Here is a 20,870-nt window from a genome sequence, read left to right as displayed (position 1 = left end):
GACGGCTTCCTCGGCTTCCTATATGTCAGCCTGCGGTGCCAGTGGCCGCCGATTCAGGGGTTGCCCGGTCAGGGGAGCCTTCCGCGAGCCCTTTTCGATGTGCGCCTCTCCATTTTCCTGATCCCCAGGCTGGCCAGGACGGCAAGCAACGCGGCCAGCAATGCCGGGAGCCACGGGTGGTGTACCCGCAATCCGGGGGTGAAGTATGCGGTGAACAGGACGGCGAGGAATGTCGTCGCCACGGAAAGCGCGGCCTCCGTCGCCTTCTTGGTCCGCGGTGCGAGGCTGGTGAGCCGAAGTCCCATGCGCATCGGGTAGATGAACAGCGCTGCCAGGGCGTTGCACGGCAGGAACAGCGCCAGGCCCCAAAACAGGGTTCCGATTCCGTCGGCTTCAACTAGGTGGAGGGACGCGGCGGTGACGGCAAGGAGACCGAGCAGCACAGCCGCGGTGACAGCAGTGATGATCCCAAGGATCAGACCGGTCATGCCGAAAGCTGCGAGGGCCTTCTCTCCCCGGGAGAGGGACGCCCAGGTGGTTGCATCGTCGGGCTGGTGGCTGTCGTCCACGCGTACTCCTTCCAGCGCCCAAAGAGTGCGGGCGGCACCCCGCCCCCGAACGGGGTGCCGCCGGAGAGTGTCTCCTGATCACATGGCGATCAGCATGATGGCCCTGGCGAGTTCGGCGGCGATGTCGGTCGGCACGCCGGCGTGGACCAAGGCCACGGAGAGCGCGGTCTCGCTCCAGCCTTCGATGTCTTCGATCGCGTCGGCGATCTTTGCGCCGTTGCGGGCGATGAAGTCACCGGCCTTCTTGCTGACCTTGCCGATGATCTTTCCGGCCCAGACGCCGCCGTGCCGCAGCCTGGCGACGATCAGCTTGCGGATGACCGTTCCCGAGCCGAGGATGCGCCCTTGGGCCTTCGGGTCCTCGAGCTGCTTGGCGTACTGCTCGAACTCCCGGATCTGGTTCTTGTCCGCGCCGTCAGCCCGCATGCGGGAGACGAGGTCACGTACGTCGTCAGCGGTCGGGCGCAGCGATTCGGCGGTCTGCGAGGCGGTCTTCGCCTCCCGGTGCGCTTCGACGGCACTGGCAGCCGGCGCGGCGACGCCCAGGGCCACGGCGGTCACGGCAGTGGCAGCGGCTATGCGGATGTGGTTCTTGTTCACGTACGCTTTCCCTTTGCAGGCGAGGGGAAGAGGGCATACGGGACTGCCGGAAGGTGTGGAAACTCAACGGCCCTGAGTCTTCTTCCCTTCAATCATTTCAAAGCCCACAACGTAGACATCGCCACGCGGGCTGAAACTGACGTTAACTCAGTTTTTAGGCGAGCTTCCAGGTACCCTGGGTACAAAGCGCTAAGAAGCGGACCCAAGATCATTACCCATCCGGCCATGTATCGCGTGGGGTGTTGGACCCAACAGGCCCTACCCCTCTTGATCAGGTATTTTCCCAGCCGCCGGAATCTCCTCGCGGTGCGCCAGCCGCCAGCGGCCCCAGCGCTCGCGAGCCGCTCCGGCAGTGATCCAGAACGGTTCGGTGATCTGCTCCCAGCCCGTCCCGGCGCGCTGCCGATCCCTCACCTCCTCTACGCAGCAGGAGGGGCAGAACGCACGTCAGGCTCGGCGGGGCGGACGGCCCGCAGGAGAAGGGTGTCCGCCCAGCGAGGACTGGACGCGGCCGCGCTGAGCCGTTCTGCGGCGCTGGCTGCCGATGCCGTGGCCGAGATGCGGGCCCGCGTCCAGCGTGCCTTCGGCCAGATCCGCGCCGGAGGCGGGACGGAAGTGACTGCTGCGGTCACGGGCCGGCTGGCCGCCGAGTCCCTCCTGCGCGAGTGCCGTCAGTCGGCTCTGTGGATGCTCGGCCGCGGGCCGCAGGCCGAGAGGGAAGCCGAGCAGGCCCGGGCCGCGCAGTGGCGCCGCCGTCACCTGCACCCCACGGCCCAGGCCGCCGAGCAGGCCGCCGAGGCTGCCGTACGGGAGGCGCGCCAGCGCACCGCCGAGCACCTGCTCGGCACGCGCAGCACCGCCTGGCTCGCCGCACAGACCCCAGTCCCGGCGGAGGAGCCAGTGCTGCAGGGCCGGGCGGCGGTGTACGCGGCGGGAGCGGCGAAGGTCCGGGCTGCCGTGGTCGCTGCGCCGGCCGACGCCACAGAGCGGGCCGTGGGTGCCGGGGCTGTCCGTCCGCGTGACCGGACGGCCGCCGATGACTGGTCGCGAACGTCGTGACATGACCGATGCTGCATGGCCTCTTGAAAGGGAATGCGTATAGATGTTCCATTTAGGGGTATCGGGAGCGCCCGTGGGGCGGGCGGTGGTTGGATGCCGGTGTCCGCTGGGGCCAGGGCTCGTTGGGTAGGCTGCTTGGCGTGCCTGTGGCCGGTGCGTGGCGCGGGGAGGGGTGTCCGGTGAGTGACCGGAGCACGATTGAGTGGACCGAGGCGACGTGGAACCCGACGACCGGGTGTGACCGGGTCTCCGAGGGCTGTACCAACTGCTATGCGCTGACGCTGGCGAAGCGGCTGAAGGCGATGGGGTCGGCGAAGTACCAGAACGACGGTGATCCCCGGACGTCCGGGCCGGGGTTCGGGCTGACGGTGCATCCGGACGCGTTGCGGGTGCCGTACGGGTGGAGGAGCCCGCGGACGGTGTTCGTGAACTCCATGAGCGACCTCTTCCACGCCCGGGTACCGCTCGATTTCGTCCGGCAGGTCTTCACGGTGATGGCGGACACGCCGCAGCACACCTACCAGGTGCTGACCAAGCGGGCCCGCCGGCTGCGGCAAGTGGCCGGGAAGCTGGAGTGGCCGCCCAACGTGTGGATGGGCGTGTCGGTGGAGACGGCCAGGGAGCTGCCGCGCGTCGACGACCTGCGGCAGGTGCCGGCCGCGGTGCGGTTCTTGTCCTGCGAGCCGCTGCTCGGCCCGCTGGACGGTCTGAACCTCTCGGGCATCCACTGGGTGATCGCCGGCGGCGAATCCGGCCCGCACTTCCGCCCCGTGGCAGAGGAGTGGGTCATCGGGGTCCGGGATGTTTGCCTGGACGCGGAGGTGGCGTTCTTCTTCAAACAGTGGGGAGGGCGGACACCGAAGGCGTCCGGCCGCCGTCTGCAGGGCCGTACCTGGGACCAGATGCCCCTGCCCACAGCAGTGCTTACAGGCTGACCAGGCTTTTCGTGGTGAGTTTCCCTGTGCCCGGGACGGTGATCAGGCCGTCCCGGCGCATCTGCCGAACCGCCTGGAGCGCGTGCTTGGGCATCCAGCGGGCGGTCTCCGTCAGCAGCCACTGGCCGACTTCCTCCACCGTTGCCGGGCCGGTGCGCAGGCGCTGGGTGACCAGTTCGACGAGTTCGTCGTTGACCAGGCCGGCCGCCTGGAACAGGTCGAGCTGGCCCTCGACCGTGGCGCCGCGGGCACGCGGGTCGCGGAAGCTTTGGCCGTCCACGCCGTCGACCTTCCACATGGCGTCCTTCATCGCCAGCAGGCCCTTGGGGCTGCCGGTGCCGAAGACGAGGTAGAGCGGCTGGCCGGTGCGGGGCACGAGTTCGAACTGCAGCTGGTAGCCGAAGCCGGCGCGCCGCAGCGCGTCACGGTAGGTGCGCAGCCACTCGCGCCAGCGCTCGTCGGGGCGCGATTCGTCGGCGGCCGGCGCCCAGAAGCCACGGCCGCCGAAGACCGCGTCGAGGATGTCGGGGTTGAGGTCTTCGCGGCGGCTGAACCAGTTGGGGCCGAAGGTGGTGATGACCTCGCTGGCCGGGTTGCGGGCGATGCGCCGCATGACGTCCAGGGGCACGTTGACGCTGCCCCAGCTGTCGAAGATGCCCAGAATGGGCTGGCCCCAGGCGCCGAGCTCGCTGAGGATCGCCAAGCTGTCGCGGCCGGCTTCACCACGGCGGACCTCCACTCGCACAGGTAGTCCCGCCAGCGGGCCGAACTTCGTGGTCAGTTCTGCCACCAGGTGTTCGTGGCGGGCCCGGTCCTTCTCGATGAACACCAGGTGCACGCGCTCCGGACTCAGGTCCATGCGGTCGACCGCCTTGTGGCGCAGCAGGCGATCGAGGATGAACACCGGGGAGCCGGGCTCGTCGTCCTCGTAGCGGCCGGGGCCGGCGAAGGCGTCCAGCAGGGTGGCCCGGGGGCGGGCGTAACCCGTGCGCTGGGACGTCTGCAGAAGGATGGGCCACCAGGCATCCACAGCTCCCGCCCGTCGACGAGGACCTGCTGCGCAACGAGAAGATCATGAACGAGCACCAGCTCATCCCCGAGCTGGTGATGACAACGCTGTTCCAATACTTTGCGAACTGCACCGACACGCCGGTCAAGCATCTGCTGCGCGAGCAGTACCGGATGACGCCGGCGATCGGCAACATGATCAGCGCCTGCTTCTACGGCGGGGAGCTGCTGTCGCCCAGCGACCACGCCCTGCCCGGTTACAGCCAGATCAACAAGCCGGTCCTCTGGCTGGACACAAGCACCCAGCCCACCCGGCGGGAGTCCGAACTCACTGCCACCGAGACCAGCATCTCCAACCCCCTGAAGAGCAAGCTGGCCATGCACCGCCTCAACGTGATCGACCAGGCCATCGGCAAAAAGGTCATCGCTGTCCCCGGAGACAAGCCCCTCGATGTCCTTGTGATCGCCCCCTACGGCCGCCAGGTCGAAGAACTCAAGCGGCGCCTGGCCTCGATCAAGTTCAAGCACTTTACTCCGCAGGTCCTGTCCGTTGACGCAGTGCAGGGCCGCGAATGCGACCTCGCCGTGTTCTCCGTGACCCGCAGCAACACCCGCGGTCGCTTCGGCTTCCTGGGCCAGCCCTACTGGCGCCGCATCAACGTCGCCCTCAGCCGCGCCCGCTACGGCCTGATCATCGTCGGTGACGCCGGCTTCTGCCGCGGCAAACCCGGGGCCCTGCGCGATGTCCTCGACTACATGAGCGGCCACCCGGAGGAATGCGAGATCCGCGATGCCTACCTTTAGCCCCAACAGCCTCTTGGCAGCCCGCTTCCGAAACGCCCGCCCCGTCCACGAGCTGATCACCATCATCGATGCCGCCCTGCCCGTCGCCCTGCTCACCGCCGAAGTCCTCGCCCAGGACAGCAAACGCCTGCCGCTGATGAACGAGTTCGTGCTGCGGTTGGTCGACCACAACATGACCAGCGTCAACCGCATCTCCGGCACCCTCGGCCTGCCCAAAACCATGGTGGACCAGACCGTCGCCAGCCTCTTCCGCACGGACGACCTCATGTGGGGGCCGCCGACCGACGACGAGACCCGAACCCCGGGCCTGCGCCTGACCGCTAAGGGCCGCATCACCGCCCGGGAGGCAGCCGACATCGTCCCTGTACGCGTCAGCCAGCCCCTGGTCCTCGACCAGATGCTGTGGAAGGCCGTCCCTTACGACCGACGCATCACCCTGCAGCGCGGCCAGGCCGAAGAAGACGGCATGATCATGCTGCCCGCCGCGCGGTCCGGGCGGGTCGACGACGGCGACATCACCGCACTACTCCGTGAGAACGGCACCACCGACCGCGAAGTACTCCAGGTCAAGAGCATCCACCAGACCAAGGCCCGCCGTGTCCTGCCGGTCAAGCTCCTCGTCTACGCCGACCAGGACCGCGCCGACATCCAGCTCGGTGTCGCTGTGGACGGCGAACTCAGCCAGACCCACGAGCTCGCCCTGATCGGGCACGGCGGCGCCCAGGCACTCGGCATCACCGTCGCGCCGCCCCCCGAGCGTCCCGCCCTGGACCCTGAACTGGAGAGGACCGTGTCCCCCTGCAGGAGGTCACCGAGCACCGCGCCGAGCAGGCAGCCTCGCAGCTCGCCTCCGCGGCCCCCAAGCCGGCCCTGCCGGCAGACGAAGCCGACCGGCCGCTGGCGGACGAGATCCGTGCCATCGGCGTCTTCGAGCACCCGGAGGTCCTCGACGAGGCCCTCACCCATGCCCGGCGCCGTATCCTGATCATCTCTCCCTGGATCAAGAACGCGATCATCACGACTCCGTTCATCAGCAAGCTCGAAAACCGCCTCACCCGCGGGGTGCAGGTGCACATCGCCTATGGCTACGAAGACAACGACACCAAGACCGACCCGGCCGCGGTCCGCAAGCTCACCAACCTCGCCGACCGCTACCGCGACAAGTTCACCTTCACCCGCCTCAAGAGCAGCCACGCCAAAGTCCTCGTGTACGACGACGTCTGGGCGACCACCTCCTTCAACTGGCTCTCCTTCCGAGGCGACCCCGAGCGTACCTACCGGATGGAAGAAGGAAGCCTCGTCCGCAACCGCCAGATCACCGACACCCAGTACGCCCGCTACCTCCAGCTGATCAACGAACAACGCCGGTAACTGCCTCGGCGAACCCACCCCCTGGAGCGTGGGCGGTAGCCCGACAGCAGGTGGACCAAGGGCGAAGGTGCTGACCGTCACCTTCAGATGGATCAAGCCGTCGGGCTCTTCGGGAGGCTCTGGGTAGCGGTGGTTCGGGTTGACGCCACGGTTTTCAGTAAAGGCATCTTCCATCGCTTCGGCGACACGGCTGGCCAGGTCCTCCCACGGGCGTGGAGCGACGACCGGCACGTCGGTCGCCCGCGCCTGCGCGGCGAGCCACCGGCCGTACAGCACGCTGACGCGTGCGCGATGGCGCTGCGGTCCGGCCTCCGGCTCCAGGCGCAGGTAGTTGGCCGTCACCTGCCCCTCGTCTTCCTCGTGGAGGAAGACGGACCGGACCGGACCTTCGGGAGTCTCAGCTCTGGGCAGGACGTAGTCCCCCTCCAGGATCACCGGGGTGCCGGTGCCCACATGGTTGGCCACCACCGCCTCGATCGCCGGCGCCAGCGCCTCGGCGATCGCGATCTGCCGCTCGACCACCGACTCGGGCGCCTGGCGGGCGGTCTGCGGGTGAGTGCGCCAGAAGTGGACCTCCGGCAGGTGCTCGGGCCGTGTCACCGCAAGGAGGGCCTCCACGATGTCGTCGACCTCCACGACGGGGACGCCGTACCGTCGTGCCAGTGCCCGCCCAACACCGGTCTTGCCCATCCCCAACGCGCCCCCGACGACGAGCGCCCGCCAGTCGGGAAGACTCCTCGACTCACCCGTACCGTCCACGCGGGCAGCGTACGTGAGGCCATGCAGGACCTGCGCGGCAGCCGCAGGACCGTCAATGACGCAGCCGGGCGGCAGCGGCCAGTACCGGGGTGACCACGGTGGTGGCGGCGCCGAACGTGGTGTCAGTGGCCAGGATCATACGGACCGTTCGCATGGCCAGGGTGAGTACCTCGCTGCCGCGCAGGCGCGTACCTGCCTCGAATCGGTTCACCGCGTTGATCAGCGTGTTGCCGCCGTCAGCGACGTCGCCCAGAACGTGGAGCAGAGCTGCAGCGTCGCGGATGGCCGCGCCGGCTCCCTTCCCGGCGGTGGGCGGCGTCGCCCAGCGCGGTGATACGGCCCGCAGGCCACGGCGCCAGTTCGGTGGCACGGGTCGAGGCGGCGTTGAAACGGAACGCGGCTACGCTGCACGGGTCGGCGCGGGCGATGACCTCCAGCGTGTGCCCGGCCCAGCCCCGGTTGCGAAACCCTCGCAGCAGCGCGTCCTGCAGCTCGCCTCCGTGCAGGTCGCGCAGGGAGTCAGTCGCGGCGGATTCGGGGAACATGGCGCCCCAGATGTAGGTCGGGCCGGTGGTGACGGACATCCGCAGCCCGGGGGCGTCGAGCGCGGCGTTGCCCACGGGGTCGAGGAAACCGACATACAGTGCCGCGCCCCGCGGGCCGATCGCCGTCCCTGACCGCGGTCCGAGCCGCCGCTGTTCGCCGGGGCTCAGGTCCCTGCGGAGGGTACGGCCGGAGAACCCGATGATGCCCGCCGGGCGGTTCGTCGGGCCTCCCGCCAGGTGCCGGGCGACCAGGGAGTGGGCGCCGTCCGCGCCCACCACCAGATCCGCGGGGACCGGGTCCGCGTCGGTGAACAGCACGTGGGGTGTGCCGTCGTCGCCGTGGCCGACGCCGGACACGGTTCGCCCCAGATGCAAGTCGTCGCCGACCGCCTCCGCCAGGAGCAGGCGCAGCGTGATGCGGTCGACATCGATGCTTGCGTCACCGGTGAGGTCCGGGCCGCGGCCGAGCAGACGGCCGCGACGGTCCCAGAACGCGTCACGGTCACGCAGCCGCAGCGCCGAGGCGGACGCCAGCAGCCGCCGTACGGTCTCCGGCGCCACCAGTTCGCGCAATGCGGCCTGGGCCGGCGCGTCCAGGGTGATGTGGTAGCCGCCGGTCGCCGCCACATCGACGTCGCGATCGAACACCGCCACCTCGATTCCTCGGCGGCGCAGCCCCGCCCCCAGCGCTTCGCGTCCGGAGATCCGAGAAACAGCCCCTAGTCCACCTATTCCGCTGCCAACCACCACAACACGCATGTCCTCGGTCCTTCCGCCACTGTCGGCTTGTTCCGGCGTCCGACCATGGCAGCAGTAGTGGACACGCAGTGGCCACTACCGGTCAGGATGGGACGATGGCGAACACTTCACGACGGGCCTTGCGGCTCCTGTTCCTGCTCGGAACACGCCGTCAGTGGCCACTGCGTGAGCTTGCCGACGGGCTGGGGGTCAGCGAGCGCACCGTCCGCCGCGACATCGAGACCCTGCGCGAGCTCGGATACCCGATCACCACCGCCCACGGGCCCGACGGCGGATGCCGGCTCGGCACGGGGAACACGCTGCCGCCGCTGGTGTTCGACCGCGATCAGGCCCTTGCCGTCGCGGTGGCTCTGCAGACCGCGCCCAGCACGGTGTTCGGCCTCGAAGACGACGCGGCACGGGCACTGGCCACTCTGGAACAGGCTCTGCCCGCCGCGCTGCGGGCCTCCATGACGTCCCTTCGCCTGACCAGGCTGCGCAACTACTGGGAGTTCCCGGCACCCCCGACCTGCCGCGGCCACTGCTCCGACCGGGACACCCGACGCCCTGGCGGTGCTGGGCCGTACGCAGGAGGCCGAAGCCGAGGCCCGGCGCGCGTTCCGCTCCGAGCAGGGGCGCCCCTGGTTCCGGCACCAGCCGACCGGCGCGGACGCCGTCGCCGCCGCGACGAAGGCCGCCGGCACGGCGAGAGAGCGCGTAGCCGAGTACCTGCTGGCGGAGCGGATGGAGCAGCTGCACGAGCGGTCCGCCGCCCGGCCCGAGAGGCCCGCGTCGTGAACGGAGCGGCTGCCCGGCCTCGCCGCGCGCCCGCTGAACGGCGACGCCGGCGGGGCGGTGATCGAATGACCGGCGAGCTGAGCGGCGTCGACCTCGCCCGCCAGGCCCTGGTCGCGGCCCTGGAAGCGGCGAAGAAGAACAGCGCTATCCAGACGAAGAAGCCGAAGCGGCGCACCGGCACCGCCGTACGCCGTGACGGCCGCGAGCCGCTCGGGCTCGGTGCGGCGATCGGCATGATGATGACCGAGCGCGGCATGGTCGCCCCGGCCGCCGGCGGGTCTGTCCTCGCCGCCTTCGACGCCATTCTCGCCGCGTCCGTGCCCGAACTCGCCGGGGGAGCAGGACGTTGGACCGGTTGGCCTGCCGCGTCGCGCGGGTCCGGTGCTACTTGAGCATGCGGGCCGCCTGCACCCGGTGGAGGTGGATGACGACGTCGTGCGAGTCCGCGAGCCGGATCTGCGGGGCGTCCGCGATCCCGGGGTAGGTGGCGCCGATGTTCTTGAGGGTGTGCGGCGTGGCGAGCCAGGCGCGGGCCGGTGCCGGAGCGTTGCGCAGGTCCACCATGTAGTCGCGGTGCCGTACCCGGTCGAGGGTGTGTTCGGTGGTGCCGGGCGCGGCCGGGCCGACGGTGAAGCGGTGGGCGGCGCCGTCGTGGCCGAAGGCGTTGAATGAGCCCTGGTCGAAGGTGAGGCCGACGCTCAGGTAGCCGCTGCCCAACTGTTCGCGGAGGAATTCGCCCTGGACCTTCGGGTAGTGGCCGGGGGCGTAGGTTTTCAGGGCGAGGTGGCTGTTGTGGGCGGCGAGCACGATCTTGTCGCTGGTCTGCTGCTGCCACCAGGCGACGTTCTGCGCCATGATGCGGTCGCGGTGGAGCATGGCATCGGGGATGTCCTTCGGGTCGTCCCAGTCGAAGGCGTACAGCGTGGTCATCTGGTGGATGGCGGTGGCGTGCTGGAGGGCCCAGGCGTGCGCGTCGGCGTCGGCGCCCGTGCTGGGCCGCTGCTTGAGCAGGTCGACCGCCCGGCCGGTCCGTTTGGCGAGCTCCTTGCGTTCGGCCAATGGCTTCGACAGGTAGGCGTTGACGTACGTCTCGGCGTCGGTGGTGGGCCGCAGGCCCCGGTACAGCTCGGTGAGGCGCGGGGCGAGGTCGGGGCGGGCCTCGGTCGCGTAGGCGCTCACCTTGTCGTACAGCTCGGCGCCGGCGAACCCGCCGTCGTCGCCGACGAAGCGGACCGGGTCCTTCGGGTGCTTGACGTTGTACGCGCGTATCCACTGGAGCAGATCGCGGTACTCGGCGTTGTTCCACCACCGGTAGTCGCCCCGGAACTCCTCGTCCATGATCTGCTTCAAGTCGCCCTCGCCGCGCGTGAGGTAGGCGTCGAGCCGCAGTCCGGTGCTCCACGGGGCTTCGAGGGCGAAGGCCCGAAAGCCCTTTTTCTCGACCAGGTACCGCATGACCCGGTGCTTGACGGTGAGGAACTCGTGCGAGCTGTGGGTGGCCTCGCCCAGGCCCACCACCCGGGCGTCGCCGACCATCCGGCCGAACGGGCGGAGGTCGGCCAGACCGCCGCCAGGCTCGGTGGTGTGCAGCGGGTGGGCTGCCCGGCCCAGGGCCGCCTCGGGGGTACGGAACGCGGCGGCCGCCGCCTCCGCCGGGCCGGCGGGCGCGGCGGCACTGGCGGAGACCGGGGCGGGCGGGGTGGTGGCGGAGGCGGCCGGGGCGACGGCCAGGGTGGCACCGAGCGGGACGAGCAGGGCGGCGAGCAGGGCCTTGTGCGTGTTCATGGGCCCAACTCTCGCCGCACGGGGGCACCCGGACCATCCACTTAGCCCCCCGATCGGCCGGGGGGCTAGCTACACCCGTCGATGGGGCGGGGGACTGGGCCCTGGTCCCGGTCGCGAACACAGCTCAACCGTAGGCACTGCGCAGTGCTGCACGTCTGTTCGCCGCATACGAGAACAGGGCCAAGCCCTGCCGGCCCTGTCGCCGACACTCCGGCCGGACAAGCCGCGGCCGCTCTCGCCGCCCTGCGTATCGGGCCCGTCCAGGCCGAGGGCTGCAGGCTGCGTCGCGCTTTGGGACGGCCTCCGCCACCGAGGCCCTGGCGACCGCGGCCGCCACCGGCAAGCCGCTAAGTCTGACGCACAAGAGGCAGCGGCAGTTGCCCGAGACTGATCGAGAGCTACGGCGCGATGCCTCACAGCGCGGTCCTGGCCAACCACGGTCTCGGATGGGCAGAGCAGGGGAAGGGGCTGGGTTATCGAATGTGCTGTCCCTGGGCTGGACCGAACAAGAGAAAACCTGCATCGCCTGGCAGGAATCCTGGCCAATGGTTTCTTCGCTGTACAGAGGCGGTCCGGGGAGGAGTTCCCCGGACCGCCTCTATACAACGGTGCGGCTCGCTGGTGAAGTTCGTCCGGCGACCGCTTACTCATGGCCTACGCGCCGGATCATTCAGACATGTGAACCGTGCCGGTGGTGGCGTCAACAATCCCGGCAGACGTCTCACGGCCTTTCTTGGCGCTGAGGCGCCAGTGAACACGCCATGCACCGTCCCGCCGTTCGGCCAGCAGCACCGCCTCGACATGCTCACTGACGCCACCTTGATGGCCGATATGCTTTTCGAAAGCCTTCCACGCCTGGTCTTCGGTGACGCTAACAGCGGGAAGTCCAGGAGCATCGATATTTCGGGCAATAAGATCGCTCAACCGCCCACTGGGCTGGATCACCACGTCCAGGCGCATCGGCAGCAGAACCTTCCCCCGCCATTGGCGCCAGCTGACCAGCCATCCGAGATTTGCTTTTTCATCGATGCGCCGCACCGATACCTTGGAACCCTTAAGTCCCCACGGAGCAAACTGACGGGCGTAGGCTATAGCGATACGCTCAGCGCTCTGGTTATCAGCGACAGGACCGGCAGCGCTGGGCACCGGAAATGATTTACCTGGCTCGACCTTTTCGGGTATGAGGTTGACAGTCAGTTGTTCCCTGCTGGGCCAGGCCAGTTCGGCGGCGCCCTCCGGGAAGGTCGCCATCAGGGTTCCCCTGCCATCCTCGCCGGGCGTGTACGTCACGGACTCCGGTGTGTAGCGGCCGCCGAAGGCGTCATGAAGAGCGCCGGCGATGGCCTTCTCCTGGTTGTTCCCAGCAACAACATCGGACTGCGTCCGCGTGGCCACAACAGGTGTGATGAAACCAGCGGCCATTCCGGCCACAGCCAGCGCTCCCGCTGCGCACGCCACGTAATGCTTCACCGCCGTGGCTGTCGGCGGGGTGCGGGTGAGTCGATTGGCCACATAGCCCACTGCGGTTCCGGCCATGGCGCCCGCAGCATTGGCTACCAGGTCGCTGGTGTCACAAAGCCGGCCGACGAGGGGCGCTACGGCCTGCACGGTCTCGATCAGCGCGGGAAACAGGACGCTGAGAGCTGCCATGAGCGGCAGGCGGCGGGTGGCCAGCACACCAAGCAGGCCGAAGGGGAAAAGCATGGTCACATTGAGCTGCCCCTGCTCTGTGGTGAATGGCTCCAGGACGTCTTTGTTGACCGTGCATGTGGCCAGGGACTCGCCTCCATCGGTCCAGAGAGTCAAGCACCCGATCGCCACAATGGATGCCGCCCACAGCGAGGCGATCAACGGGCGGCGCGCCCGGCGGCGAGCGACAGTGTAGGTAACGGCAGCCGCGAGGAAGCTGATGACTATCGCGGCAACGATGAAGCCTTCGTGGCCGCGGAAGACAGCGGTGAGCATCGTAGTGTTTTCTGTGGGAAATGGATGAGGGCCCACCTGCCAGGCGGGCCCTCACGCCGTCAGTAGTCGGCTGGGGTTAGCACGTAGGAAGCGGCGGCGTGGCGAAGACGTCCTCGCCCGCGTGCAGATTGCCGATGGCGGGGCTGCAGCTCGCGGATGCGGACCACTGGTCGCTGTAGAAGAGGGGCGCGTTGCTCATATTCTGGTACCTGCCCCACGTGAGGCCGCCGTTACGTTCCCACCCGAGGCGGCCTTTGAGGGAACCTCCACGCTTCCGGTAGTAGTCGACCAGTACGGACTTGCCTCTATCAGTAGCGGAAACGGTCAGCACCCCATTGCTGAGCGTACTGCAACGCTGCCCCCCTCCAGGGTTTCCATTATGAGGACAAGACGAGACACCGGCTGCCGCAGGCGCAATTCCGGCGATAAGCGTGCCGACCATAGTCGCGGCTAAGACAGCAGCACGCGTTCGGGTTTGCATAATTCCCCCACCCAGGTTTGTTTTATTGTGACTTTCACGTCGCCAGGCCATTTTCATGCGTTTTGGCCGACGTGCGAAGTGAAGTTAACACCTGCTAGTGGAACAGTTCAATCGATCATCCCGTGATCAAGCCCGCGGCGGCGCAGAGCAGAGTGTCGCAATCCCTTCTTGTCCCAACTCGTATGGTCGCCTACAGATTGGAAGGAAAAGTTGAAGTTGCCAAAGAGTGGACCAATAAGGGGCGCAGGCGCGACGGACACGGTACCCAGCTGCTAGGGCTGACCGGACCATGGACGCCATCCGGGGCAGCCGGCAGAGCGCCCGGCAGCGCACTCACTTCGAGCAGCCGTGGAGGCCGAGTTGCTGCAGGCCATGGGGCCCGTCGCCCCGCCCGGCCCCTATCAGGGCCACGGCCCCCTGCCCGGCGGTTCGGCGGCGGGCAGGGGGCCATGGCCCTGCGGTGGGCGCCCGGCGACGACGACGAGACCGCGTTCGCCAAGCTCCGCCCCAGCCCCACCCGAAGACCGCCGCCACGTACGCGGCGGCGATGCGCCAGGTGGTGGCGGACCTCCACGCCCTCGACCGCGTCCCGGGCGCCAGCCCCGTGATCTATCGGGGCGCGTACGGCTGGTTCATGTCCCCAGGGCGTACACCCGCCTGACCACTGTCCCCGCCGGTGACCTGCCCCTGACCACCGCCTCCGAGGTGTGCTCCCTGTCCGCGGCGATCTATGCCTGCTGGACCGGCACCTACCCGATCAGCTCGGCGTCCTGGATGCGGCGGGACGCGTCGTCGTCGAAGCTGCGTGTCACGGGCTTGCTGAGCGTTTGGTCCTGTGGTGGGTGTCTGGTTTCGGGAGTCAGGTTCCGCGCCAGTTGGGGGTGGTTTCGCCGGTGAGGCGGCGGGTCATGAGGTCGATCATCGCGAGCTGGATCAGGGCTTCGCTGCGGTGCGGGTGGGTTTCGTAGTCGCGGGCGAGTCTGCGATGGTGCATGAGCCAGCCGATGCTGCGCTCGATGGTCCAGCGCCGCGGAATGATCACGAAGCCGCGGCGGCCTGGCGGGCGGGCGACGGGCTGGACGTCGATGCCGAGCCGGGCATCGTGGTCGATGGCGCGGGTGCGGTAGCCGGCGTCCACCCAGGCCTTGGTCACGCGCGGGTGGGCCGCGGCGATCCGGGACGGCAGGGTGGCGCCGGCCGCGCGGTGTCGGACACGCTGGCGGCGGTGACCAGGACGGTCAGCAGCAGGCCGAGGGTGTCGCAGCCGAGGTGGCGTTTGCGGCCGGTGATCCGTTTGCCGGCGTCGGTGCCCTGGCCGCAGCGGTGGATGTCGGCGGAGGTTTTGACGGTCTGGGAGTCCAGCACGCACGCGGACGGCTCGGCGCCGCGGTCCTCGGCCGTGCGGACCAGGCGCCGCAGCAGGCCGGTGAGCCGGGTGAAGACGCCGTCCTGTTGCCACTTGGCGAAGGAGTCCGTAGACGGTCTGGTGGGGCGGGAAGTCGTGCGGCAGGTAGCGCCAGGGGATGCCGGTGTGGTCGACGTAAAGGATGGCGTCCATGAGGCGGCGCAGGTCGTGCTCGGGCGGGCGGCCGAAGCCCAGGGCGCCTTGGCGGCGCCGGGCCTGTCAGGCGGTGAGCACGGGTTCGATCAGTGCCCAGCGGTCGTCGGACAGGTCGCTGGGATACCCGTCGCGCGGGGTCATATCTGGGATGTACCGCGCGGCGGTCGGCTTGGCCAGGGGCGCAAGCCCACCGATCGCCCCGTCCTGGGAGGAGACAGGAGGTGCCGGGCCGAAACACGCCTCTGCTGTCACGCCTTCGGCCGACCGGCTCACCGGTCCCTTGTGTCTTCAGCCAACGGACTGCCAAACCCCAATAAGAAGCGGTGAGACAGGGCCAAACGCTCAGTTAGAACCTGTTTGCGATCCAGGCGCCAGCAGTGGGCGACGCGCCGATCCGCGAAGGGACCGCTCAGTGCCGTGCCATGGTGTCTGCGCAAGGCATGCCGGTCGTGGGCGCCCGACCACTCGCTGTTGGGTCAGCCCGCAGATTGCAGGTCGGCCGGGAGGAGTTGCTCAGTGAGCAGGCGGCGGACCCTTGCGCTGCGGTCGGGAGCGGTGAGCCAGGAGTCCAGGAGTTGCCAGCCGTGAAAGTAGCTGAGGACGTACAGGGCCATACCTGTGGCCCGTAGTGAGGCCAGTGCCGCGCCGGTCTCGGCGTCGGAGAGCAGGGCCCAGCGGGAGAGGTAGGCGGCTAGTTCGGTGTCCGGGCGGCCCTCGGCTGCCAGGAGCGCGGTGTTGGCCCAGACGCCAAACAGGATGTTCTGCGCGCGATGGATGGCGGCGAAGTCGCTGCCGTCGGGGGCCATGCCGTATTCGGCGAGGACATTGTCGGTCAGCCACGCCTGAGCCTCGTCGTCGGGGAAGACGATGTCCTGGGCGTGCAGGCCGAGCCCTTCACTGATGACGAAGCTGGGGCCGAGCATGAACCGGACCTGCTGATCAAGGCGGCCCTGATCCTCGACGAGCAGGCGTTCCTTGAGCAGGGACTCGGCTATGTGCCCGGGGTGACCCTCGTGCGCGACGACGTACAGAAGATCGGCGAGGTTGAACGGCAGGTCCCTGTTGATGTGCAGAGTTGACTGCACCCCGCCTTCATACTCCCCGGCCGCCCGGAAATGCGCACCGGATACCAGTCGACATCGCACCACCTCGTCCGTCGGCAAGGGCACGATGGTGCTGGTGCGCCGTCGCGTCTCGCCGACGGCTCTGCCGACCAGCGCAGGCAGCCGGTTCAGCCGCTCGGGCGGCAATGTGTGGGCCGCCTGCCAGGCGTGTTGCCGCTCCGCCAGGGATCCGACACCCCGTGGTAGCGCAGTGTGCAGCCGATCATGAGCATCCTCGAACAGCTCTTCCGGCAGCCATTGTGCTGAGATCCCCAAGCACTCGCGAGCGTACTCCGGCAGCGGCAATATCTGGCCCGACAGCCGCCGGGCGGCCGCCCGCAGAGCCCGGACATGGGCAGCCAAATACGCGGCGCGACCGGGTGGGAACGACACCTGCTCCAGCAGCGCATCGGCGTCGTCGGCCAGTTGCCCCGCCGCGGGCGGATCTTCACTCTCCGCCTGTACACGCCACTCCTGCGGCCCTCGATAGATGAGCACCGTCCCCGTGGCGCTCCCCGCCATCTGCCGGTTGACGCGCAGCGCCAACAACGCATAATCGCGCAGCCACTCCTGTGACGTTACGGCCATGCTTCCTCCCTGTCCGAAGCCGAGTTCCGCTACGAAGCTAGCTGTACGATTCTCCGTACGCCGTACGGAAGGAGCGCGAAGAGTGCCTCAGCCACGCCCCCCGACGATTTGGCTCGCCGACGAGCCCGACCGCAAGCCTCGCCTCTCCAGACAACGGATCACCCGCGCCGCGGTGGCGTTGCTGGACGCCGAGGGAGTGGAAGGCCTGTCCATGCGGCGTCTCGCGGCCCGCCTGGAAGCCGGCACCATGTCGCTGTACGAATACGTCGGCAACAGGGAGAACCTGCTCGACCTCGCCGTGGACGAGGTCATCGCCGAGATTGAATTGGACGGCGTCGACGACGCGCCCTGGCGAGAAGCCCTCACCCGGCAGCTGACCCGGAGCAGACACGTCATGGGGCGTCACCCCTGGCTGCCCGCCCTGATGTCCACCCGCCCGCTGCTCGGCCCGAACGCCCTCGCACGATCCGAACTCATCTATGCCGTGCTCAACCGGGCCGGACTTGAAGGCCCCCGGCTCACTGCCGCCGTCGCAGCCCTGACCTACTACGTGCAGGGGTACACCGCCACGCAGAACCTCTGGCGCAGCAGCCAGCGCGACCCCGCGGCAGAGGCCGAACTGCGCCGCCAGGCTCAGCAGTACCTCGATCGCCGAGAAGAACTCCACCCCACCTTGGCCCGGCACGCCGACCTCGGCAACGATGACTTCGACGGCTCGTTCCAACTCGGCCTGGAGACTGTCCTCGACGGGATTGCCGCCCGCATCGACCCGTAGTAAATGATCGTGACGCGGCAAAGGTCCCGTCTGCTCATTGGCCTGGTCCTGCCCTGGCCGCTCATCAGCGCCCTGTCCACGGTCCAGAAGGAGACACCGGGCGAACTGCTCGGCCGGAGGGCGGCCGGCCACCACGAACACGCTGGTATTCACACCGACAGGGCTCGCCCTCCTCGCGAGCACAGCCCTGGTGGCCACCTCCTCGTGGCCGGTGTGCTCGGCCTGACGACGGCCGTGCTGCTCGCGGTCACCGGCCGTCCCCGCGCCGTACCGTCCGCCGGGCCGAGCGCGGCTCACCAGCCGCGTGAAGTCGACGCCGCGAAGAAGGGATGAACCATGCAGGACAACCCCAGGGACGAGGAGACTCACACGCTCCTCCCCTCCCCGCAGGTGGTGGCTCTCCAGGAGTAGACGCCCGCCGACCTGCGCGATATCGCCGGGGACGACCGCGATCCGTTTGAGGTCTCCGCTCCGGGGCTGACCTGGCGCCCCAAGGAACAGCACTTCGGCATCAGGGCGAAGAACCGCCTGGTGGCCCATGCTGGCTGGGTCGCCGTACCCGTCTACGTCGGTGGCACCACGTTGCGGGTGGCTGGCCTGGGGGGCGTAATCGTTGCGCCGGAACTGCAAGGCCGCGGCTTGGCGAGGCTTGTTGTGTCCGCAGCCATGGCCCAGGCTTCGGTACAGGGCCTGGAGCTCGGTCTCCTGTTCTGCCGCCCGGATCGTATGCCTGACAGCTTCTGAGGAGCGGATGGACTCCGGTGATCATCAGCTCGCGTTGCTACTGGCGCTGAAGTCGTATCAGGGATGGGGCGCTTCCCGAAGTCGGAGACGTACCCGGAGGTGGTGGTCGACTTCGTCCGCCGCGCGGTCGAATTGCCCGGTGGCACCTGCGGTCGCCCGCGATCACCTCCGCGAGCACCAGGTCACGGAAATGTCGTCCCCGTCGGCGGGCCCCGTACCGCCCGTACGTCAGGTGCCGGGCGAGGGCGTCGACGAGGTGTTCGCGTACGCGCGGATCCGGCCACCCCACTCCATCGCGGCGGCCAGAAGTCCCACCGGCGGGTACGCGAGCAGGTACCACAGCGGCCGATCGCCCCATTCATGGTCGCTGTAGTGGGTAAGCGTGGCGCGCATCGCGGCCGCGGTCGCCGGACACTCGGGACGGAGAACTGAACCAAGTCCCGGACGGGATCGCAATAACGCGAGTAGTTGCACATATGGAAACTAGCTTCCATTATTGGATCACTGGACACGGTGAACAGGGGGTGATTCTGTTGGAACGCGACATGAACCCGGCAGAGCAGCTGCAAGTCATCATGGATGCCCCGACGCTCACACGACCCGCTAGCATGTGTGAACGGATCCTCGGCGTAGCGTCAGTAGCCGCGCTCTTCGCGGGCCTTGCCGTTGCCCTCGCTCATAGCGTGCCCACCGTGATCGGTGTCGTGATCCTGGTGGCGTTGCTGTTCATACTGCTGCGATGGGACTGGTTTCACGGTCGCGCCACCTGCCGTAGGCCCCACACCAAAGTGGAGAACACCGCACGGTTTTTGGCATGGGTGTTGTCAGGCGTGCCGGTGCTGGACATTCTGCGGGGCACCTCGGTGTCAGCCGGCGTCTCGTTGATGGAAGCGGCTTTGCCGGCCGTGCCTTTGATGGTGCATCTCGCCCTGCGGTGGAGGCGCTAGCAAGATGACCGGCGAGCACCCCCGCACCCGCCTGCTGACAGCGATCCACTCTCCCACCCGCCTGGCGATCCTGGGAACGCTCCGGCACGTCGAGCAGATCAACTTTGCCGACCTGCAGCAGGCCCTCGACCTGTCAACCGCCGAGCTGTCTCGACAATTGAGCATCCTGGAGAAGGAAAGCTTGATCGAGATCGGCAAGTTCCGTGAGCGACGGCACCCGGTGACCCGCATCTGGTTCTCAGAGTCAGGACGCCAACGGTTCGACGATTACCTCAACCAGCTACGCCGAGTGGTCCAGGCCGACATCTGACGCCGAAGCGGGCCAGCTCCGGGTAGGAACAGGCCCGCGTAGCATCCGTCCTTGCCATCAGCCCCACAAGGCACACTTGACAGCATAGGCGCCAAGGGCCACCGCCAGCCCGGCTACACCTCCCTTAACAGCTATTTTGATGCCCCGCTTGGCAGCTTCTTTGGTGAGCAGCTTGGCTGCCTCTTTCCAGTGCTTCTTCTTGAGGTGGTTCACGATGTCAGCAGAAGCGCCAGCGAGCCCGCCGAGACCGACACCGTCCAGAAGGCAAGACACGTAACTGCGCCGCTCGTGAGGACCGGAGCCGGCCTTGTTGAACTCCGCGGCGAGCGCGTTGGCGAACTCGGCACCGAACTGAGCACGCGTCTTCGCGTAATCGGGCCTTCCGTCGGAGCCGAGGGTCTCACCCTCGACGATTGCCTGGAGATACCGCGCCAGCTCGTCGATCTGCTCAGGAGTGGCATCGCCCGCCTCGGACATGCCGCCACCGTGGGCGGAGGCGAAGGCCGCTACGGGGCGAGCGTCCCCGGTAGCAGCAGCGTAGGCACTGCCGATGCCGGTGAGCCCGACGGCTGCGGCACAGACAGCGGATATGACGGAGAGGCGCAGGCTTTTCTGTTTTATGGACCATTTTCCTCTTGCGCGGGGAGGCATCAGACGCGAAGCCCGCAGCGGCATGGGCTTTCCGTCTGCTGCTGGAATCCTCGTTGGTCCCAAAGCCCAGGTGATCATTGGGTGGGTCGTCCGCCCCAGGGCCGTACAGTCCAGCGTCAACGGGACCAAAGCCCAATGCTTTCGGCCCCTCCATGCGGTGCGCAGCGTTTATCCGTAGCCCGATCCTTACGAACCTGGGGAACAATGGGTGGGGCCGAGAGAAGGCCACCGGTATCCGGTCTGGTCACCCGGCCCTGCATATGCTTCCGGTATGACAGACATGCTGGAATGGGAAGACCGCAAGATCGCCATGCGGGCCTGCTCCGCCCGGGCCCGCAGTACCGGTCTCGATGGCACGCTGCGCGCCGTGCTGTGGGCGGGGTGAGCTGTATGGCCGCGAAGAAGGGGCTGTCCTGGGGCTTCGCCGTCGCGATGGGCGTCATGGCGGTGAGCGTCGTCGTTGACTGGAGCCGAGGTGAGGGTCTGGACTGGGCCGTTGTGGCTTACCTGCTGGTGGTGGGGCCTTACGCGGTGGGCGAGGTGCTGCGGACGTATGGGAGAGACCGCGCGGCGGCCCGGGCTGCCGCCGCCTCGAACTGGCTGGTGCTCCCCGCCGGCGTCGTTCTGTGGGCGGGTTTGATCGTCGGCTGGTCCCGAGGCGAGGGCACACCGTGGCTTCCGTTCGCGGCGGCGGTGCTGATACCGCTCGGCGCGGCGGTGACGGGCGTGGCGGCCCTGCGAAGGCGCCGCGCGGCGGCTTGAGCGGCCCGCGAG

At 68.4% G+C, this 20,870-nt stretch carries 24 protein-coding genes and 2 pseudogenes; 14 read left to right on the top strand and 12 right to left on the bottom strand.

The features are described from left to right. Nucleotides 1–68: 68 nt before the first annotated feature. Nucleotides 69–569 (bottom strand): hypothetical protein, encoded by a 501-nt coding sequence (locus ACH4OW_RS33700; RefSeq protein ID WP_398031745.1) that lies wholly within the window; start codon nt 567–569, stop codon nt 69–71. Nucleotides 570–647: 78 nt separating this feature from the next. Beyond that, complete coding sequence (locus ACH4OW_RS33695; RefSeq protein ID WP_398031744.1) at nt 648–1,169, bottom strand: hypothetical protein; 522 nt, start codon at nt 1,167–1,169, stop codon at nt 648–650. A 483-nt stretch (nt 1,170–1,652) separates the two neighbouring features. Here ACH4OW_RS33695 and ACH4OW_RS33690 point away from each other — a divergent pair, with 483 nt between their 5' ends. Next, nucleotides 1,653–2,228: a hypothetical protein gene (locus ACH4OW_RS33690; RefSeq protein WP_398031742.1), complete on the top strand. Its 576-nt coding sequence runs from the start codon at nt 1,653–1,655 to the stop codon at nt 2,226–2,228. Nucleotides 2,229–2,407: 179 nt separating this feature from the next. Then, the gene (locus ACH4OW_RS33685) at nt 2,408–3,163 is read left to right on the top strand and encodes a DUF5131 family protein (protein WP_398031740.1); all 756 of its coding nucleotides are present in this window, start codon (nt 2,408–2,410) and stop codon (nt 3,161–3,163) included. On the opposite strand, the gene ACH4OW_RS33680 is transcribed toward ACH4OW_RS33685, so the two are convergent. Beyond that, a complete protein-coding gene (locus ACH4OW_RS33680) occupies nt 3,153–4,193 on the bottom strand; it encodes a three-Cys-motif partner protein TcmP (RefSeq protein ID WP_398031738.1) in 1,041 nt (346 codons plus the stop codon). The genes ACH4OW_RS33685 and ACH4OW_RS33680 overlap by 11 nt on opposite strands. A 44-nt stretch (nt 4,194–4,237) precedes the next feature. Between ACH4OW_RS33680 and ACH4OW_RS33675 the strand changes: the two genes are divergently transcribed. The 3 genes from ACH4OW_RS33675 to ACH4OW_RS33665 all read left to right on the top strand — a co-directional run bounded on the left by ACH4OW_RS33675 (nt 4,238) and on the right by ACH4OW_RS33665 (nt 6,346). Further along, nucleotides 4,238–4,975: an ATP-binding protein gene (locus ACH4OW_RS33675; RefSeq protein WP_398031736.1), complete on the top strand. Its 738-nt coding sequence runs from the start codon at nt 4,238–4,240 to the stop codon at nt 4,973–4,975. Next, entirely contained in the window at nt 4,962–5,960 is a 999-nt protein-coding gene (locus ACH4OW_RS33670; protein ID WP_398031734.1) for a hypothetical protein, read from the top strand. The genes ACH4OW_RS33675 and ACH4OW_RS33670 overlap by 14 nt, the downstream gene beginning before the upstream one ends. 83 nt (nt 5,961–6,043) lie before the next feature. Continuing rightward, on the top strand, nt 6,044–6,346 hold the full coding sequence (locus tag ACH4OW_RS33665; protein ID WP_398031733.1) for a hypothetical protein: 303 nt from the start codon (nt 6,044–6,046) through the stop codon (nt 6,344–6,346). An 811-nt stretch (nt 6,347–7,157) separates the two neighbouring features. Here ACH4OW_RS33665 and ACH4OW_RS33660 read toward each other — a convergent pair. Both ACH4OW_RS33660 and ACH4OW_RS33655 read right to left on the bottom strand, forming a co-directional pair. After that, the gene (locus tag ACH4OW_RS33660; RefSeq protein ID WP_398031731.1) at nt 7,158–7,316 is read right to left on the bottom strand and encodes a hypothetical protein; all 159 of its coding nucleotides are present in this window, start codon (nt 7,314–7,316) and stop codon (nt 7,158–7,160) included. 25 nt (nt 7,317–7,341) lie between these two features. Continuing rightward, entirely contained in the window at nt 7,342–8,304 is a 963-nt protein-coding gene (locus tag ACH4OW_RS33655; RefSeq protein ID WP_398031729.1) for an FAD-dependent oxidoreductase, read from the bottom strand. A gap of 200 nt (nt 8,305–8,504) precedes the next feature. On the opposite strand from ACH4OW_RS33655, the pseudogene ACH4OW_RS33650 reads away from it, so the two are divergent. The 3 genes and pseudogenes from ACH4OW_RS33650 to ACH4OW_RS33640 all read left to right on the top strand — a co-directional run. Next, nucleotides 8,505–8,663: pseudogene (locus ACH4OW_RS33650) on the top strand (HTH domain-containing protein); the annotation flags it as partial. Nucleotides 8,664–8,961: 298 nt separating this feature from the next. After that, on the top strand, nt 8,962–9,186 hold the full coding sequence (locus tag ACH4OW_RS33645; protein ID WP_398031924.1) for a hypothetical protein: 225 nt from the start codon (nt 8,962–8,964) through the stop codon (nt 9,184–9,186). A 65-nt stretch (nt 9,187–9,251) separates the two neighbouring features. After that, a complete protein-coding gene (locus tag ACH4OW_RS33640) occupies nt 9,252–9,578 on the top strand; it encodes a hypothetical protein (protein WP_398031921.1) in 327 nt (108 codons plus the stop codon). Here the strand turns inward: ACH4OW_RS33640 and ACH4OW_RS33635 are convergent. From ACH4OW_RS33635 to ACH4OW_RS33615, 5 genes and pseudogenes are all read right to left on the bottom strand, one after another. Beyond that, complete coding sequence (locus ACH4OW_RS33635; RefSeq protein ID WP_398031728.1) at nt 9,571–10,971, bottom strand: erythromycin esterase family protein; 1,401 nt, start codon at nt 10,969–10,971, stop codon at nt 9,571–9,573. The two genes, ACH4OW_RS33640 and ACH4OW_RS33635, sit on opposite strands and share 8 nt — an antisense overlap. 666 nt (nt 10,972–11,637) lie before the next feature. Then, nucleotides 11,638–12,936, bottom strand: coding sequence for a VanZ family protein (locus ACH4OW_RS33630; RefSeq protein WP_398031726.1), 1,299 nt, complete (start codon nt 12,934–12,936; stop codon nt 11,638–11,640). A 76-nt stretch (nt 12,937–13,012) separates the two neighbouring features. Continuing rightward, nucleotides 13,013–13,135, bottom strand: coding sequence for a hypothetical protein (locus ACH4OW_RS33625; RefSeq protein ID WP_398031725.1), 123 nt, complete (start codon nt 13,133–13,135; stop codon nt 13,013–13,015). Nucleotides 13,136–14,276: 1,141 nt separating this feature from the next. After that, nucleotides 14,277–15,119 (bottom strand): annotated as a pseudogene (locus ACH4OW_RS33620) (IS5 family transposase). A gap of 335 nt (nt 15,120–15,454) precedes the next feature. Continuing rightward, nucleotides 15,455–16,669: a hypothetical protein gene (locus ACH4OW_RS33615; protein ID WP_398031723.1), complete on the bottom strand. Its 1,215-nt coding sequence runs from the start codon at nt 16,667–16,669 to the stop codon at nt 15,455–15,457. A gap of 82 nt (nt 16,670–16,751) precedes the next feature. On the opposite strand from ACH4OW_RS33615, the gene ACH4OW_RS33610 reads away from it, so the two are divergent. The 3 genes from ACH4OW_RS33610 to ACH4OW_RS33600 all read left to right on the top strand — a co-directional run bounded on the left by ACH4OW_RS33610 (nt 16,752) and on the right by ACH4OW_RS33600 (nt 18,188). Continuing rightward, nucleotides 16,752–17,444, top strand: a complete 693-nt coding sequence (locus ACH4OW_RS33610; RefSeq protein WP_398031721.1) for a TetR/AcrR family transcriptional regulator — start codon at nt 16,752–16,754, stop codon at nt 17,442–17,444. A gap of 9 nt (nt 17,445–17,453) precedes the next feature. After that, a complete protein-coding gene (locus ACH4OW_RS33605) occupies nt 17,454–17,777 on the top strand; it encodes a hypothetical protein (protein WP_398031720.1) in 324 nt (107 codons plus the stop codon). Nucleotides 17,778–17,867: 90 nt separating this feature from the next. Then, nucleotides 17,868–18,188 carry a GNAT family N-acetyltransferase gene (locus ACH4OW_RS33600; RefSeq protein ID WP_398031906.1) on the top strand — a complete coding sequence of 107 codons (321 nt, stop codon included), beginning with the start codon at nt 17,868–17,870 and terminating at the stop codon, nt 18,186–18,188. 228 nt (nt 18,189–18,416) lie between these two features. Here the strand turns inward: ACH4OW_RS33600 and ACH4OW_RS33595 are convergent, their stop codons facing one another. Then, complete coding sequence (locus tag ACH4OW_RS33595; protein WP_398031718.1) at nt 18,417–18,581, bottom strand: hypothetical protein; 165 nt, start codon at nt 18,579–18,581, stop codon at nt 18,417–18,419. An 83-nt stretch (nt 18,582–18,664) separates the two neighbouring features. Here ACH4OW_RS33595 and ACH4OW_RS33590 point away from each other — a divergent pair, with 83 nt between their 5' ends. Beyond that, nucleotides 18,665–19,135 (top strand): hypothetical protein, encoded by a 471-nt coding sequence (locus ACH4OW_RS33590; RefSeq protein WP_398031717.1) that lies wholly within the window; start codon nt 18,665–18,667, stop codon nt 19,133–19,135. Nucleotides 19,136–19,139: 4 nt separating this feature from the next. Continuing rightward, entirely contained in the window at nt 19,140–19,445 is a 306-nt protein-coding gene (locus tag ACH4OW_RS33585; protein WP_398031715.1) for a transcriptional regulator, read from the top strand. Between the two features lie 57 nt (nt 19,446–19,502). Here ACH4OW_RS33585 and ACH4OW_RS33580 read toward each other — a convergent pair whose 3' ends face one another. Continuing rightward, nucleotides 19,503–19,922: a hypothetical protein gene (locus tag ACH4OW_RS33580; RefSeq protein WP_398031714.1), complete on the bottom strand. Its 420-nt coding sequence runs from the start codon at nt 19,920–19,922 to the stop codon at nt 19,503–19,505. 564 nt (nt 19,923–20,486) lie between these two features. On the opposite strand from ACH4OW_RS33580, the gene ACH4OW_RS33575 reads away from it, so the two are divergent. Next, the gene (locus ACH4OW_RS33575) at nt 20,487–20,858 is read left to right on the top strand and encodes a hypothetical protein (protein ID WP_398031713.1); all 372 of its coding nucleotides are present in this window, start codon (nt 20,487–20,489) and stop codon (nt 20,856–20,858) included. Nucleotides 20,859–20,870: the final 12 nt, after the last annotated feature.

The sequence above is a fragment of the Streptomyces sp. NPDC017056 genome, from assembly GCF_044332485.1.
In the GTDB taxonomy this organism is placed as follows: Bacteria; Actinomycetota; Actinomycetes; order Streptomycetales; family Streptomycetaceae; genus Streptomyces.
The sequence above is the reverse complement of the archived record's forward strand: the minus strand, read 5'-3'. Positions and strand labels throughout refer to the sequence as shown.

Coding starts and splice junctions, on each gene's coding strand:
- ACH4OW_RS33585 (WP_398031715.1), top strand. CDS start 19,140: ATGACCGGCGAGCACCCCCGCACCCGCCTGCTGACAGCGATCCACTCT.
- ACH4OW_RS33625 (WP_398031725.1), bottom strand. CDS start 13,135: ATGAGCAACGCGCCCCTCTTCTACAGCGACCAGTGGTCCGCATCCGCG.
- ACH4OW_RS33670 (WP_398031734.1), top strand. CDS start 4,962: ATGCCTACCTTTAGCCCCAACAGCCTCTTGGCAGCCCGCTTCCGAAAC.
- ACH4OW_RS33595 (WP_398031718.1), bottom strand. CDS start 18,581: ATGCGCGCCACGCTTACCCACTACAGCGACCATGAATGGGGCGATCGG.
- ACH4OW_RS33575 (WP_398031713.1), top strand. CDS start 20,487: ATGGCCGCGAAGAAGGGGCTGTCCTGGGGCTTCGCCGTCGCGATGGGC.
- ACH4OW_RS33580 (WP_398031714.1), bottom strand. CDS start 19,922: ATGTCCGAGGCGGGCGATGCCACTCCTGAGCAGATCGACGAGCTGGCG.
- ACH4OW_RS33615 (WP_398031723.1), bottom strand. CDS start 16,669: ATGGCCGTAACGTCACAGGAGTGGCTGCGCGATTATGCGTTGTTGGCG.
- ACH4OW_RS33590 (WP_398031717.1), top strand. CDS start 18,665: ATGGAAACTAGCTTCCATTATTGGATCACTGGACACGGTGAACAGGGG.
- ACH4OW_RS33630 (WP_398031726.1), bottom strand. CDS start 12,936: ATGCTCACCGCTGTCTTCCGCGGCCACGAAGGCTTCATCGTTGCCGCG.
- ACH4OW_RS33640 (WP_398031921.1), top strand. CDS start 9,252: ATGACCGGCGAGCTGAGCGGCGTCGACCTCGCCCGCCAGGCCCTGGTC.
- ACH4OW_RS33635 (WP_398031728.1), bottom strand. CDS start 10,971: ATGAACACGCACAAGGCCCTGCTCGCCGCCCTGCTCGTCCCGCTCGGT.
- ACH4OW_RS33675 (WP_398031736.1), top strand. CDS start 4,238: ATGAACGAGCACCAGCTCATCCCCGAGCTGGTGATGACAACGCTGTTC.